The 16180-nt window shown below is 40.8% G+C and carries 10 protein-coding genes; 2 read left to right on the top strand and 8 right to left on the bottom strand.

Annotated elements, in window-relative coordinates; genetic code table 11:
• Nucleotides 1-8: 8 nt before the first annotated feature.
• Complete coding sequence (gene hemW, locus ACPEIW_RS03125) at nucleotides 9-1331, bottom strand: radical SAM family heme chaperone HemW (RefSeq protein WP_425664330.1); 1323 nt, start codon at nucleotides 1329-1331, stop codon at nucleotides 9-11.
• Nucleotides 1328-3208, bottom strand: coding sequence for a translation elongation factor 4 (gene lepA / locus ACPEIW_RS03120; protein ID WP_425664328.1), 1881 nt, complete (start codon nucleotides 3206-3208; stop codon nucleotides 1328-1330). The genes hemW and lepA overlap by 4 nt, the downstream gene beginning before the upstream one ends.
• Nucleotides 3209-3390: 182 nt before the next feature.
• Between lepA and rpsT the strand changes: the two genes are divergently transcribed.
• Nucleotides 3391-3651: a 30S ribosomal protein S20 gene (gene rpsT / locus ACPEIW_RS03115; RefSeq protein WP_004130697.1), complete on the top strand. Its 261-nt coding sequence runs from the start codon at nucleotides 3391-3393 to the stop codon at nucleotides 3649-3651.
• Nucleotides 3652-3753: 102 nt separating this feature from the next.
• Here rpsT and ACPEIW_RS03110 read toward each other — a convergent pair whose 3' ends face one another.
• The 3 genes from ACPEIW_RS03110 to ACPEIW_RS03100 all read right to left on the bottom strand — a co-directional run bounded on the left by ACPEIW_RS03110 (nucleotide 3754) and on the right by ACPEIW_RS03100 (nucleotide 7690).
• Complete coding sequence (locus ACPEIW_RS03110; protein WP_421781229.1) at nucleotides 3754-4482, bottom strand: GntR family transcriptional regulator; 729 nt, start codon at nucleotides 4480-4482, stop codon at nucleotides 3754-3756.
• Nucleotides 4483-4732: 250 nt separating this feature from the next.
• Entirely contained in the window at nucleotides 4733-6106 is a 1374-nt protein-coding gene (locus tag ACPEIW_RS03105; RefSeq protein WP_425664325.1) for a PTS ascorbate transporter subunit IIC, read from the bottom strand.
• 390 nt (nucleotides 6107-6496) lie between these two features.
• On the bottom strand, nucleotides 6497-7690 hold the full coding sequence (locus ACPEIW_RS03100) for an SLC13 family permease (RefSeq protein WP_425664396.1): 1194 nt from the start codon (nucleotides 7688-7690) through the stop codon (nucleotides 6497-6499).
• Between the two features lie 264 nt (nucleotides 7691-7954).
• Here ACPEIW_RS03100 and ACPEIW_RS03095 point away from each other — a divergent pair, with 264 nt between their 5' ends.
• The gene (locus tag ACPEIW_RS03095) at nucleotides 7955-9670 is read left to right on the top strand and encodes an acetolactate synthase large subunit (protein WP_425664323.1); all 1716 of its coding nucleotides are present in this window, start codon (nucleotides 7955-7957) and stop codon (nucleotides 9668-9670) included.
• A gap of 133 nt (nucleotides 9671-9803) precedes the next feature.
• On the opposite strand, the gene ACPEIW_RS03090 is transcribed toward ACPEIW_RS03095, so the two are convergent.
• From ACPEIW_RS03090 to dnaG, 3 genes are all read right to left on the bottom strand, one after another.
• On the bottom strand, nucleotides 9804-10769 hold the full coding sequence (locus ACPEIW_RS03090; protein WP_115793897.1) for a nucleoside hydrolase: 966 nt from the start codon (nucleotides 10767-10769) through the stop codon (nucleotides 9804-9806).
• Nucleotides 10770-10786: 17 nt separating this feature from the next.
• Nucleotides 10787-13951 carry an alpha-mannosidase gene (locus ACPEIW_RS03085; RefSeq protein ID WP_425664321.1) on the bottom strand — a complete coding sequence of 1055 codons (3165 nt, stop codon included), beginning with the start codon at nucleotides 13949-13951 and terminating at the stop codon, nucleotides 10787-10789.
• Between the two features lie 90 nt (nucleotides 13952-14041).
• Nucleotides 14042-16144, bottom strand: a complete 2103-nt coding sequence (gene dnaG / locus ACPEIW_RS03080) for a DNA primase (protein WP_425664319.1) — start codon at nucleotides 16142-16144, stop codon at nucleotides 14042-14044.
• Nucleotides 16145-16180: the final 36 nt, after the last annotated feature.

Genomic DNA, 16180 nt, shown 5'->3' with positions numbered 1-16180 from the left:
GAATCATTTTAGCGCATAACTAAGCCATTTTGGCACGCGTCAACAATTTTTTCGATTAATAAATCGTTTAATAAACGCCCTTTTTGAGTGGCAATAATATGATTTTCGCGCAACACTGCCAAATCTTCTTTACACACTTCGATTAGCACTTTTTGCAAATACGAATCGTCAAATTCGCAATTGGCTTTACGCATCTTTGCGCACAATTCATCAACACTAAGTCCTTCCCTAATGCGCAACCCAAGCATTACCTCTTCTATTAACGCATCTTCACTATTTATGCACTCGTAGTTTTGCCAAGGCACGTTTCCTGCATTAATCGCCTGCGCCCAGCGTTTTGGATGCAAAATATCCCAAGATCTAAGATTGTAAAACTTGCTTGAATCCGCCAAAACAGCACAATCATCCATGCTTTGCTTGCTAAGACCGCTCGCCGAATTGTAATGCGAATGCGCTCCAGGGCCAATCCCAGCCCAATCAATGTTCTTCCAATATCCAAGGTTGTGACGAGACTCAAAACCAGGGCGCGCCCAATTAGAAATCTCATACCACTCTAGGCCAGCAGAACTAAAAAGACTATCTGCCAACTCGTATTTTGCTGCTTCATCATCGTCATCTGGCGCTTGAATTATGCCAGCAGCAATTTGGCGACCCATTTTTGTGCGCGGCTCTACTGTTAGCGCATACGCGGAAACGTGGTTAACACCCAAGCTCAAAGCCATTTCTACAGACTTTCGCCAATCATCTATGCTCTCCCCTGGCGCGCCATAAATTAAATCAACACTCGAACGCAAGCCACAAGCGTTCGCCGCTTTAATTCCGCGCGCTACGTTTTCTGGCGTATGCGTGCGGTCAAGCGTTTTTAGCACGTGCGGCACAGCCGATTGCATTCCAAAAGATATTCGCGTAAATCCGCCTTTTGCAAGCTCTTCAACATAATGCTCGTCTGCAGTGTCTGGGTTTGCTTCCGTAGTGACTTCTGCACCAGGCATAATGCCCCACAATTCGCTGATTTCGCGCAGAATTCGCACTAAATCTTGCGCTTTAAGAACGGTCGGAGTGCCGCCACCAAAGAAAACAGATTGCGCTTTAGGCTCAAAAATCCCGTGAAATTCCTGCCACTTTTTTACAAGACGCATCTCGCGAATCGCAACATCCGCATACCCACTTCGGCTTGCACCTTCGCCTAAATCGCGAGCTGTATACGTGTTAAAATCGCAGTAACCGCATCGACGCAAGCAAAATGGCACATGCACGTACACTTCAAAAGGCATGATTGAACGCGAATCTTCACTAGTATTGTTCGATTCAAAATTCAATATAAGCCTCATCCTTCGGATTTTTGCGCAGCGCGAATCTTATCTTTAGTGTCTCTATCGTTTGCACTATCGTCTGTAGCCAAAGCTGCAACAAACGCTTCTTGAGGAACTTCAACGTGCCCAAGCATCTTCATGCGCTTCTTACCAGCCTTCTGCTTTTCCAAAAGCTTGCGCTTACGCGTAATATCACCGCCGTAGCACTTAGCGAGCACGTCTTTTCTAAGCGCACTAATCGTTTCGCGCGCAATAATTCGCGAGCCAATCGCAGCTTGAATTGGAATCTCAAACTGTTGACGAGGAATAAGTCCGCGAAGCTTCTTAGTCATCATAACGCCGTAAGAATAAGCCTTATCTCGGTGAACAATCGCACTAAAAGCGTCGACCTTATCTCCTTGAATAAGAATATCTACCTTAACAAGATCTGCAGCTTGCTCGCCATCTTCGTGGTAGTCAAGAGAAGCGTAGCCCTTTGTGCGGCTTTTAAGCTGATCGAAGAAGTCAAAAACGATTTCCGCAAGAGGAATTCTGTAGTGCATTTCCACTCTGTCGGCACTAATGTATTCCATTGTGCCCATTTCTCCGCGATGATCTTGGCACAAATCCATAATCGCGCCAATAAAATCTTTTGGAGCAATAATGTCGGCAGCAACCATTGGCTCAATAATGCGCTTGATTTTGCCTTCTGGAAACTCGCTAGGATTAGTCACATGATGCTCGGTACCGTCTTCGCTTGTAACGTCGTAAGTTACGTTTGGAGCAGTTGAAATAAGATCCAAGCCAAACTCGCGGCTTAAACGCTCGGAAACAATCTCCATGTGCAAAAGACCTAAGAATCCGCAACGGAAACCAAAGCCCAATGCAACAGACGTTTCTGGCTCGTAAATAAGAGCAGCATCGTTAAGTTTTAGCTTATCTAGCGCGTCTCTAAGCTCTGGGAATTGCGCGTTATCGATTGGGAACAAACCTGCGTAAACCATAGGCTTAGGGTCTCTGTAGCCCTCCAACGGCTTAGCCGCAGGGTGCGCAGCACTAGTAATTGTGTCTCCAACTTTAGATTGGCTAACGTCTTTTGCGCCTGTAATTACGTAGCCGACTTCTCCCGCTCCAAGCGCCTTTGTTGGAGTCATATCTGGGCTAATAACACCGATTTCAATAGGATCGTGCGTCATGCCAATGCCCATCATGTGAAGCTTTTCACGCGATTTAAGCTCGCCATCAACCATACGAATATATGTTACGATTCCGCGATACGAATCGTAGACGGAGTCAAAAATAAGCGCGCGAGCAGCTCCATTAGGATTTCCACTAGGAGATGGCACTTCCAGTACGATTTGGTCGAGAAGATCTTTTACACCTTCGCCAGTTTTGCCAGAAACGCGCAAAACTTCGTTAGGCTTGCATCCAATTAAGCCAGCTATTTCTTCTGCATGCTTGTCTGGCTCCGCACTAGGCAAATCGATTTTGTTTAATACAGGAATAATCGTTAAATCGTGTTCGATTGCCATATAAAGGTTAGAAAGCGTCTGCGCTTCAATACCTTGAGTTGCATCCACAAGCAAAACCGCACCTTCGCATGCTGCAAGCGCACGCGAAACTTCGTAAGTAAAATCAACGTGGCCAGGAGTATCAATCATTCCAAGCGAATACTCTTTGCCGTCAAAAGTCCACGGCACGCGAACAGCCTGCGATTTAATAGTGATTCCGCGCTCTTGCTCAATATCCATGCGATCCAAAAATCGGTCTCGCATCTCGCGTTCTGGCACGATTCCCGAAAGTTGCAAAATGCGATCCGCTACAGTAGATTTGCCGTGATCTATATGCGCAATAATGCAGAAGTTGCGTATCAGCGATTGATCCGTAAATCCTGGCTGGTTATGCGGTGTAATCAAAGCAAATATCTCCTTTTAAGACTATACGAGCAATCAAATATGCGAAAAGTATTGCAACTAACTAATGTTAGCAACTTGACTACCCTAGAAACACTTGACTGGCCTAGAAACACTTATCCATAAACCATGCTATGCTTGCACACTGTATGTCCTTAGTATAGTAAACGTCGTTTGGAGTAATAGTGGCAAACATTAAGTCGCAGAAAAAGCGCGTGCTCACCAATGAAAAGGCACACAAGCGTAACGTGGCAGTAAAGTCTGCTTTGAAGACTGCTATCCGCGCTACTCGCGAAGCCATTTCCGCTGGTGACAAGGCTGCTGCACAGGCTGCTTTTGCAGTAGCTTCTCAGAAGCTCGATAAGGCTGCAGGCCGTGGCGTGATTCACAAGAATCAGGCTGCAAACCGCAAGTCTGGCCTTGCTGTAGCAATCAACGCTCTTTAATAATCGCATAAGTGCGAATTGATTAGAGTTTGAAAAATCCCCGCTACCATTTGATTTCATTTGGCAACGGGGATTTTTGCATCGTACAAAACAGCGCAAAGCTTACGAATTAACGTGCATCTTAAACTGAATATCTCCATAATTAGGCGTATGTATGCCAACGCCAAAGGCGATTATAGAGCCAAAAGAATCTTTAACAATCGACTCAACAGTAAGCGCTGGCGTTTTTGGCTCAACATGCAAAAATTCAGACATATCGTCGCATAACTGTTCAACGCGAATCAATAAATCATTTTCGTAAAGCTTTACAGCATAATCGCTTTCCAAGAAATTTACTATTGATTGCTTAGAAAAATCGATATTCAAAACCTTAGGGAATCTAGATGCCGAAAGATAAACAACAATATAACTTGATAAAACGTTATCAACGTATTTTAGTCGCTTTATGCAAATCAAGTCTTCTGATTCGTCTAGCCCAAGTTTATGCGCAGCCGACTCGTCTTTAACAATGCTGTTTTGAATAACCTTGATTCGCACGTTTGTATTGTTTTCGGAATAATTTTGATAGAATCCTTGAATTTTATCTGATATAACTTCTCGATTAGAGCTATGAACAATATTCTTTGCTCTAAAAGTTCCTTTTCCTTGGATTCTAACAAGCAAGCCTTCTAGTATCAAACTATCTACTGCATGCCTAAGCGTTATTCGACTAACGTTGTATTGTTTGCATAATTCTAATTCTGGAGGGAGCTGCTCCTGCGGCTTCATTAAGTCAATGCGCTTTCTAAGATTATCGCGCACTGCTACATATTTAGGTACACCTTCAGCCACAATTCACTCTCCAAACAGGATGATTAGAAAAACAATTGTAAGAATTGCCTAAAATCCTACGATTCAAGAACCCTACGATTCAAGAACCCTGCGATTCAAAAACAATACGATTCAAAGACCTATGATTCCAAAATCTTACGATTCAAAGACAATTCTTACAAAAGTGCTTTTTGAACATATATTAGCTTAATTGTATCAGTCTATTAGGTCAATCTATAATTCGACGCGCTAGAAGCGGAATTGTTTGCTGCTAGCGATTTAACTTTTTCTTTTCTAAACGAGTCAATATTATTGACGACGCATAGAAAAGAACATATAGAATAGCGATTGCAACAATAAGCAAAACCCTTCCGCCAGCAACGTTGGAATAGCCAAGCATTACGCCTGCTACACCGTAGTCGGCGTCGGAATAGGTTGAATTTGCAGAGCCAATATTGCCCAAAACAGGCAAAAGAAGCAAAGGCAAGAATGTAATAACAAGGCCATTAACAAAACCGCCTATAACGCATCCTCTTCTACCCGCTTGACCATTGCTAAACACTCCCGTAACGCCACCTGCCATAAAGTGCGCAACAATTCCTGGAATAACAACAGTTGTTCCAGCCAAAGCCATAATAACCATTCCAACGATTCCGCCAGCAAAGCTTGCAAGGAATCCAATAAGAACGGCGTTTGGAGCAAAACCGAATGTCATAGGAGCATCCAATGCTGGCTTAGCATTTTTAACCAATTTTTCGGATATTCCCTTAAATGCTGGAACAATCTCGTCTAAAACAACTTGAACGCCTGCAAGAATAACAAATACACCTGCAGAGAACATTGCTGCTTTAAGAATAACGAACACAATAAAGTTCTGGCCGCCAGAAAGCTTAGTCTCAATAAATTCTGGACCTGCAAAAAGAGCAACTACAACGTAAATAATGGCCATTGAAAGCGCAATCAAAACTGTAGTATCTTTTAAGAATCCAAGAGCAGACGGGAACTTAATATCTTCAGTAGACTTAGACGGATGCTTTTTAGAGCGCGTAAGCTTTGCAACTAAAGTTCCAATAAGAACACCACTGCTAGCAGTGTGACCAAGAGCTACGTCATCTTCGCCAGAAGCTTTACGCATAAACGATTGCACCAACGCTGGAGAAATCGTAATAAATAAGCCTTGTGCAAGAGAACCAACAACAATAAGAGTTAATGTATTAAAACCTGCAACATTGAAGATTACTGCAATCATACTAGCCATGTAAAAAGCAACGTGACCAGTTAGATAAATGAATTTGAAACGAGATGTTAGAGAAAGAATAATGTTTACAATCATTCCAAAGAAGAAGATGAGAGCAGATTCCGAGCCGTACTTTAAAAGAACGGTTCCAATAATTGCCTCATTGTTTGGAACTACACCTTGAACGTGGAAAGCATATTGGAACATGCTTCCAAATGGATCAAGCGCTTGAGTTACAACGCCAGAGCCTGCAGCCAAAACCAAAAATCCAACCATTGTACGAATCGAACCTTGTACAATGTTAGAAAAACTTTTGCCTTGAACTGCAAGTCCAATCAAAGAAATCATTGCAACTATTACAGCTGGTTGCCGGAAAACATCGAGCAGTATAGAAAGAATACCGTTCACAGTTCTCTCCTTATTTTGTATGTTAATATTTTTAGACACATTTTGGCATGAAAACGCAAATTACAAGAGAGATAGTGTAATTAGCTAAATCAAACCAGAATATGCACAAATTTGTTTAATTCAAAAGTCATAATAATGGATAAGCCAAGACATAAATTTGTTATAACGTTATATCCAATTTATGGCGATTTTTAGGCATATCGCAAATAAAATGAAAATAATTATGCATAATCGCGATTTAACAGAAAATAATATAACAAAATCGTATATAATATGAAAATTAATAATCTTTTATTCGTCAATAACTTAAAAATATGTGAAAATAATCACAATAATTCTTATACAAGACACGCCGCATGGCGACAAAAATCGCGCAAAACCAAAAAGACGCTACTCAATAATCCAAGCTAAGCCAATCAGAACAGCTAAGAAAAGAAGATTCACAATTGTGTACATAAGCAAATAGCGACCCTTATTATGAGGGTACTTATGCGTAATACTCTTGTACGAAATCAAAGATGCCATAGACGCAATAAGCGTTCCCATACCGCCAAGATTAGTGCCAATAATAAGCATCTTCCACTGGTCGCAGAAGCCAGAAAGTAAAATAGTAGTTGGAACATTACTAATCATTTGACTAGAAACAACAGAAACTTCCATAGGGTGAGAGCCAACCCACATTTGCGCAATCTCGGTAAATCCAGGAACTCGGCGCATGTTTCCAATAAAAATGAAGAACATTATAAACGTAAGAGGCAAAGCCCAATCCAAAGCACGGAACACATGCGAATCGCAAATAATAAAGGCAATAACAACTGCCAAAACCATAATCCAGTCTGGAATCCAGCCAGCTACTCCACACAAGCACAAAATAAATAAAAGGCTGTAAACAACAACTCGCCATTGAGTAAAGCCAACACCGTAGCCCATAACGCGAATCTCGTCTGGCTTAGGTGATTTAGAATGCGGAGCTAAAACGCCTTGCTCAATGTCGTCTCCGTGCAATCCTTCAAATTGATCGACTTTTTTAGAACTAAAGAACACAAACGCAAACGCAATCATAAGAATCGCAGCAGTAAGTGTGTACGGAGCCATAATGGAAATAAAATCGCCCGTAGACATTCCAGTAAGCGCTTTAAGATACAAATTATGCGCATTACCAATAGGAGTTAGCATACTTCCAACGTTTGCGCCAATCGTCATTAAAGTAACAATAAGAATCGCGTGCTTTTCGGCATTCGCCATCATTAAAACAGAAATCGCAAAAGGAACAAAAGTCACAAGAGCAACATCGTTAGTAATAAGCATTGCCGAGAAAAAGGTTAGAGACATAAGAACCAGAACTAATCCGCGCTCAGTCCTAACTCTTCTAAGAAGATTCGCGCCAATACTTCTAAAAACGCCTATTCGCTGAAATCCGCAAACAACCATCATTAAGCAAACAAGTTGAGAAATAGTGTTTACGTGAATGTAGCTAAAATATTGCGCATCGGGCGGAACGAAAAAACAAGAAATAACAGCTAAAACGGCGGCCACAATAAGGATGGTCTCACATTTGACCAAATTCAGAAGCCAACGCCTCATCATTCCTCCGCAACTAAAATACACAACTTATAAAATTGTATAAGAAACCCAATCCAAAGAGGCAAAAATTCCCGACAAAATCGTTGAAATAACAAGGCATAGGGTGCTAAAAGCGCTTTAGTTTTGCCACAAAGCGAATATGCAAAAATCCGCCCATTTTTGTGACACGCGCAAGCAACACATGTCTTAGATGCCTATATTATAAATGGAAAAGAAGTCGCAAGGCTAACAAGCATATTAAGCACAAAGCGAGAAAACGCAATTATGACAAATCAAGAATCGCAAGCTCAAAAAACAGCAAGCCATAAAAGAAACACAGCAGACTTAATCGTAGAATGCCTTGTAAACGAAGGCGTTGAGGTTGTTTTTGGAATTCCAGGAGAAGAAAATATTCCACTTTTAGAGGCAATTGAGCGAAATGGAAATATACGCTTTGTGCTTACTCGCCACGAGCAAGGCGCAGGCTTTATGGCCGCAACTTATGCGCATATTACTGGAAAGCCAGGCGTATGCTTGGCAACGCTGGGGCCTGGAGCACTAAATCTTACACTTCCTGTAGCTCAAGCGAATGCAAGCACAACTCCGCTTGTTGCAATATGTGCTCAAGGAAACGTATCTAGACTTTACAAGGAATCTCACCAAATCATTGATTTAGTAGCACTATTCCAACCAATCACTCAATGGTCTTCTATGATGCTTGCTCCAAGCACAGCTCCAGAAATGGTTCGCAAAGCTTTCTCAATCGCTCAAAGAAAGCGCCCAGGAGCAACATGCCTTGTTATTCCAGAAGATATTAGCGAAATGAGCGTTCCAGAAGACGCAAAGCCACTTCCACTTCCAAAGCCGTTACATATTCTTCCAGCTCCAGACACAATTTACGAAGCTGCTAAAATAATTAGCCAAGCAAAAAGGCCGATTATTCTTGCAGGAAACGGCGTTGCAAGAAGCCACGCTCAAGAACAGCTTCTCGCTTTTGCAGAACAGCTTAATGTTCCAGTTGCAACAACGTTTGAAGGCAAAGGCGTGTTCCCAGACAACCACCCAAATGCTCTTGGCGTAGTTGGATTTATGCATAGAGATTATGAGAATTTTGCTTTCGACACAGCAGATTTGATTATTGCTGTAGGATTCTCAATTCAGCAATTTGACCCTAAGAAGATTAATCCAAATATTGACAAGACGATTATTCACATAAACACATTTGTTGAAGACACAGACGCTCACTACCCTACTGCACTAAACATTATGGCAGATATTGCTCAAACGCTTAAAGCGCTTACAAGTGTGCTTAAAGATAGAAACGTTACTTTTGACGTAACTCACCCAAAGATTCGTCAAATGATTACAGACGAGTTGCGTTCGTTTGAAAACGATAACAGCATTCCTATGAAGCCTCAGCGCGTTGTTTACGATACTCGTCGCGCTGTTGCAGAAGGAACTAAGGTTCTTGTAGATACGGGCGCACTAAAAATGTGGATGGCAAGGCTTTACCCAACAATGCATCCAAATACGTGCATTATAGACAACAGTCTTTCTACAATGGCTTGGACTTTGCCTGGAGCTGTTGGAGCATCGTTCATTAAAGATAATAGTGGAAAAATCAACACAAAGCCTGTTCTTGCTGTTATGGGCGACGGCAGCTTTATGATGAACGTTCAAGAGATTGAAACCGCTGTTCGCGTTGGTTCTAGAATGGTGGTATTGGTTTGGGAAGATAACGCATACGGTTTGATTAAGTGGAAGATGGACTTGCACGCTGGAGAACACGAATACGTTGATTTTACTAATCCAAATGTTCCAAAATTGGCAGAAAGCTTTGGAGCTAGAGGCCACGTTGTACAAAAGCCAGAAGACTTATACAACATGCTTAAAGATGCTTTAGCTCAAGAAAGCGGTGTTGACGTTATATCTTGCCCAGTGGATTATAGCGAAAACATGAAGCTTATTGAAAAGCTTGGAGACATTGACTTCGGCAACTAAAGTATATTTATATTGAAAATATACGCATTAAATATAAATACGACCGAGAAAGTTTGTGAATAGCCATAAACAAACTCGGTCGTATTTAAATATTATTTCAATATAGAAAGTATGTTGGTAAAAACAAATTTTGCTAATCTACAACATGCAAAGTACGATAAATGTAATTTTTATATTTTTCGGGATTAAGCCTACTACATATTTCAACATTCGGAGTTTTACCAGAGAAGAAATTAGCATCAACAAGAACTGAGCCATAACTTGGTCCAGGAGTTGCATCAACTTGGCAATAATATTTTGTGCACTCGCTTATACATTCAGGATATAACGCAGCGGCAACGGCAGATGGATCAGCCATATCTAGATAAGCATCACCAAAACGGCTAACATTCATTTCCATTAATTCCCTATTACAATCAATAACAAACTTACCGAGTTCTCCACTTTTGCGAATATTAGCAATTTCTTGTGGATTCAGCATACATTCTCCCAAGCATGCGTCCCATCCAACAAACATAATATTTTTAAGACCAGAATCAACTAATATCTTTGCAGCTTCTGCATCTTGCCAAATATTGAATTCTGCTACAGGAGAAACATTTCCACGGCCTAAACCAGCAGATCCCATAACGACTATGCGACCAACTTTTTTCATCGCTTCATAATCAACCTTAATAGCTAGAGCAATGTTAGTTAATGGCCCTAATGCAATAATGTCTATTTCACCATCTTCACTGTTTCTCAAAGTTTCAATCATTTTCAAAACAGCATTACCATTACTTTCTTTCAAACGATGAGGCACTAGACCAATATCACCCATTCCATCTCTACCATGAGTTTCATGAGCATAAGCCAAATCGCGTAAGAGCATGCTTCTGCTTCCTTTATATACAGGTGGCTCATATGAACCAGCATGCTCGATAGTAGTAAGCGTATTAATAGTCGCTTGTTCCATGCACACGTTTCCTGATACAGTGCAAAACATTAATATCTCATATCTAGGATCATTTAAAGCCATGGCAATTGCCATAGCGTCATCCGAACCACAATCTGTATCTATTATTATTTTCTTTTTAGAATAAATTCCTTTATTTTTCATAAACTCTCAACATCCTATCAATTAATAGAAACTGTAGTTTCAGATGTAACGTGAATACGCAATGAGCATAGCTGAAAAGGACGTAATTCTATATTTAACGCGTCATTATTCTTATGCAAAGCTGTAGGCATACCGTGCAACAATGGCATTTCCATAAGATCTACCTCTTCAATCGAAGCCGCGCGCAAGATTTTATTGAGTTTTATTTGCCCACTTGCGCAGCCACCAGATGGCTCGTAAATACGCAAGATTATGTCTCCAGAACAATCGTCAGCTAGCTTAACCCAATCTAATGCGATTAGGCCTGAGTTTCTATGAATCGTAAACAGCGGATCTACATCTGGAAGCTTATCAATGATTGGCGAATTCAAAAAATCAGCTGTACTTAGAACTGAATCCATATTTGCATCAGCAATAAATGACCAAGTAAATTCGTGCTTACCTTGATCGGTGTTAGGATCTGGGTAAAGAGGCGCAGAAAGCAAAGATAATCTGAGCATAGTTCCATAAGATGAAGAATAATCACCAATAGGAGCAGCATCAGCGCCATAAGTAGACGAATTCGCAACAGCAACAGCATACGAGGAATCTTCTATGCGAACAAACCTATGCGTGCATGATTCAAATTTTGCATCATCACTACGAGTATTTTTTACTATTGGCCTTTCGACTAAACCATATTGACACTCATATTGCGCATTATTTGAACATATAGATGTTGGCATATCTACTTTTAGAAATTGCTCTTTAGCATTCCAATCAACTTGCGCATGGAAATCAAGTCGTTTAACACACGGCTCTAAAATTATATTTGTTTGAATCTTAACATCTTTTTTACATGCCAAGATTTCAACAGATACACCGCCCGATAAAAGTTCTTTAACGCAAACAATTGAAGAATCATCAATCTTACGATTCCTCATAAACGCATCTCGCTCAATATCCCACGCATCCCACTGAGATGGCTCATCTTTTAGTATCTCATATTGCGCCATGCGATAACCAGATGGAATTAGCTCGCGATTAAATTTAATATCTTTAACAGAAGACACTGTGCCATCGCGTTCAATAGTCACACTTAAAACACTATTATTAAGAATTATTCCACCATCATTTTTGTGTTTTACAGTTGTTTTATTATTTTTACTGCTTTCATTGCATTGATACAAATTCCAAGCAACATCATTTTTACCTGTATAAGTCAATAACTTTACATTTTCACGCATATTAATCGCACTGCTAGTGCCAATCGCGCCAATAGTGCTATTAGCTTTTACAATCGCATTAGCAAGATCTGAAATAATTTTACGCAAACAAGAAATATCTCTAGCATATTCTTCTCTAGCTTGCCTATGAACCCATGCAATAGCAGAGCCTGGAAGAATATCGTGGAACTGGTTCAATAATAAAGTCTTCCAAATTCTAGTAAGCTCATTGTTATTAAAACGGTATTCTGGCGCATAAACTCGAGCTAAAACAACAAGATATTCAGCTACGCGCAACAATGATTCCTCTATTCGGCAATAGCGCTTCATATCTTGCTGAGAAGTAAGAGTTTTTCTATGCAACTCTAGATAAAGCTCACCCTTAAACACTGGTGTATTGCAATTTGAATCGTCAACAATATCTTTTCGTATTTTTTCAAACAACTCATCAGGAGTGCCGAAATCAACTCTAGGAGCACCCTCTAAATTACGATCACGCCTAATACGAGCAGTCATTTCGCGAGTAGGCCCGCCACCTCCGTCGCCAAAACCGTATAGCAATATTGCGTTATCAGATAAATCTTTATCCAAAAAATTGCGTTGAGAATAAACTAACTCATGCATGCTAACAGACGAAGCATAAGTATTAGATGGAGGAAAATGAGCCAAAATCCTAGAACCGTCTATTCCTTCCCAAAGGAAAGAATGATGTGGGAATTTAGTGGTATCGTTCCAGGAAAGCTTTTGAGTTAAAAACCAATCAAATCCAGCGCGGCGAGCGATTTGAGGCAATGATCCAGTATATCCAAAACTGTCTGGAAGCCAAATGCCATGCGGATTTACACCAAGATGCTCCTTAAAATAGCGCTTACCAAAAGTCATTTGGCGAATTAAAGATTCACCACATGGCATCATTACATCAGACTCAACCCACATACCGCCAACGGGTATAAAACGTCCTTCCTTAATCCTATTTTTCATACGCTCAAACAAATCAGGATGCTCGTTTTCTAGCCACTCGTATTGTTGAGCAGAACTCATAGCATAAGTAAAATCAGGGTCCTCATCCATAAGAGATAAAACGTTAGATATTGTGCGCGCAACCTTTCTATGAGTCTCGCGCACAGGCCATTGCCAAGCAGAATCAATATGAGCATGACCAACAGCCGTATGCTTTATAGAGCTTGCTGCAGCAGGGCTACTTAATACATCAATCAACTCTTTACGAGCATTTTGAACAGTAGAAAAATCATGCTCATCATACGCGTTTAAGGATCGCTGTAAAGCTTTAGCTAGTTTCCAATAACGCGGATTATCATCTTTTAATTCGCGCATCAAAGAACTTACAGTCTCAAGATCCATATAATAATCAAAAATATTGCGATTAAAAACAGTAACGTCAATATACTTCAACATATATTGGCATTCAGTTTTTCCAGTAGCACGCTCTCCTAAATCAGTAGGAGAAAATGGAGTAGATCCTTCAACAAATGGATTGTCTGCAGCTTCCAAATATAAAGTAAAATTACCATTTTCATCAATACTAATCGAACGATTATTATGCTCATCAATCAATGGAACCCAATGATTACAAGGGTTTACAGCTTTTATAACTCTTCCGTCAACGTTATACACTAATCCTTCTGCCTGAAAACCAGGAAAAAGATTGCTAATCCAACCTAAATCAACATTTAGCTCAACTTTGCGCCCTTTTACCTTTGAAAAATCAATCGACCCTGTAACTTCAAACCACGTTGTACCCCAAGTTGTTCCCCAAACACATGGAGCATTAAATGAGCGAAACGCAATATCGTTTCTTTTTAACTTAGAAAAGAATTCGCCAGAAGAAATAGGTTCTCCAGCAATCTCATAGGCTCGAATTTTACAATGCGATAAAACAGTATTTATATACGGATATAAGCGTTGTTGCATAACTCTTGTACAGCGACTCAACTGCTGCTCAGGTAATAAAAACATTGTTTCTACACTTCTTTCTTACACAACTACACATTTATACATAAATAACGTATCTCGGCATATAAAGACAAAACAAGTAATTGATAAATCTTATAGAATTTGTGATTGAAGATCTTTTCGAGCAGATTCTAATCTAGTAATCTGACCTAAAAGATTAAGCTTTTCACTCCCATCTTCTAACTTACTCATTCTAAGCTTAATAGCTCCGATTTTTCGCATAAAACCAACGTCTAAAAGCTTAATAAGCAACTCGTTTGCATACTTTTGTTCTTCTTCGCTAGGAACACGCAAAAGACTGGATGGCCCGCCTTTAGTGACTTCGCCACTATAATCATAAGCAGCTAGCGAGTTAATAGAAGAAGCTCCACTTAAGCCCTTGCTTAAAGACAATGGAAGAGGCATTACGGAAAGCTCGTTAATAACGCCTTCTAACATAGGACCTGCAGCCTTAGTAATAGTGTGCAACCAAAGACCTTGGCTAATATTTGTGCTAGGCAAGCCTCCAGAAGCAACAAATGCTTGGAAAAGAGTTCTAAAAACTGGCGTAATAAAATTATTCAAAGTAAGATGCGCAAAAAGTTGGCCGCTAAATGCTAGAGGAGATTGCATAAGAACAGCCATAAACTGCTGTTCGCACATAAACACGGAATCGTCAACCTTGTAATAGCTTTGATTCTTGTACGCACTTCTAAGCATGGCTGTTTTTACAGCAGCTTCATTCATGCTTTGAGAACGCTGATCAAATGCGCGAGAATCCGCATAAACGCTAGAAGAATAGCCTTTAGAATAAGCGTCATCGTCTACAACGTGCAATCGCCTTCTATTAGACTCCACTTCCCTACGCATAACGTCTAAATCAACACCAATATTTCTAACAGCTTTTCTAGTGTACAAGTCAAGCAAAGACCTGTCTCGAATTTGCGCAACAAGAGGAGCAACCGCCTTAACAGCACCCATCTGCCCTGTAGTAAAAGACGTGTCAAACTTACGAATAACAGTGTCGATTACAAAATCGTAAAGAGGATTAGCGCGCGCAATCAAAGAACGAACAGCATCGTCGCCGCGCTGAATACGCAAATCGCAAGGGTCTAAATTGTTATCTGCAACAGCAACAAAAGTCTGTGTTAAAAACGCTGAATCTAAGCCAAAAGCATGCAGAGCAGCTTTTTGACCAGCTGCATCTCCATCAAAAGTAAAAACAATACGCGAACTAACTTTTTGACCTTCTACTTTTACAGGGCCAACAAGCTGAATCGCTCCCAAAGAATCGTCTGCAATAAGACGGCGAATAATCTTCGCGTGCTCCGCGCCAAAAGCCGTTCCGCAAGTTGCAACAGCAGTATCTACACCAGCTAAATGGCAAGCCATAACATCCGTATAGCCTTCCACAATCACAACTTGGCGCTTTTTAACAATATTCGACTTAGCAATGTCAATTCCGTAAAGAACTTGCGTTTTTCGGTACAACACAGTGTCTGGAGTGTTAATGTACTTTGCGCTAATAGAATCGTCGTCGTAAAGCTTTCTAGCGCCAAAACCCAAAGTACGGCCTGTAGAATCTCGAATAGGCCACGTTAATCGGCCGCGGAAGTAATCGTAAATTCCGCGCTGACCTTGGCGAGCCAATCCTGCATCCAATAATTCTTGACGAGTAAAACCCTTATTAGACAAATAGCGAACAAGATTATCCCATCCGTTAGGCGCGTATCCGCAACCAAAACGCTCGCATTGTGCTTGAGTAAAATTGCGCCCTGCAAGCAAGCTACGCGCTGGAGCCGCTTCTTTAGAGTTGATTTGAGACGCAAAGAAACGTTGAGCTTCCTCGTTTGCTTCTATAAGACGAGCGCGCTTGGAGCCAGCATGAGAATTATCTTTAGCATCTTGCGATTTGTCATAATGTACTTCAATGTGGTAGCGATCCGCTAGCAGCTCTACTGCCTCGCGAAAATCAATGTTTTCTTTTTGCTCAACATACTTAAAAACATCTCCGCCAGCACCGCAACCAAAGCAATGCCAGACACCTAAGCTTGGACGAACGCTAAAACTAGGCGTTTTTTCATCGTGAAACGGGCAAAGCCCCACAAAAGTACCCGTTCCAGAAGGCTTAAGCGTAACAGTTGCAGATACAATATCGTACAAATCTGCAGCAGCGCGCACACGCTCAACGTCTTCTTTTACAATCATTCCAGCCATAATCTCTAGCTTATCGCAAGCCGAAGGCTATAGACA

This window comes from Gardnerella piotii (genome assembly GCF_049815665.1).
Classification (GTDB): Bacteria; Actinomycetota; Actinomycetes; order Actinomycetales; family Bifidobacteriaceae; genus Bifidobacterium; species Bifidobacterium piotii.
Note: the sequence above shows the minus strand (reverse complement) of the source record. Positions and strands in the feature narration are given on the sequence as shown.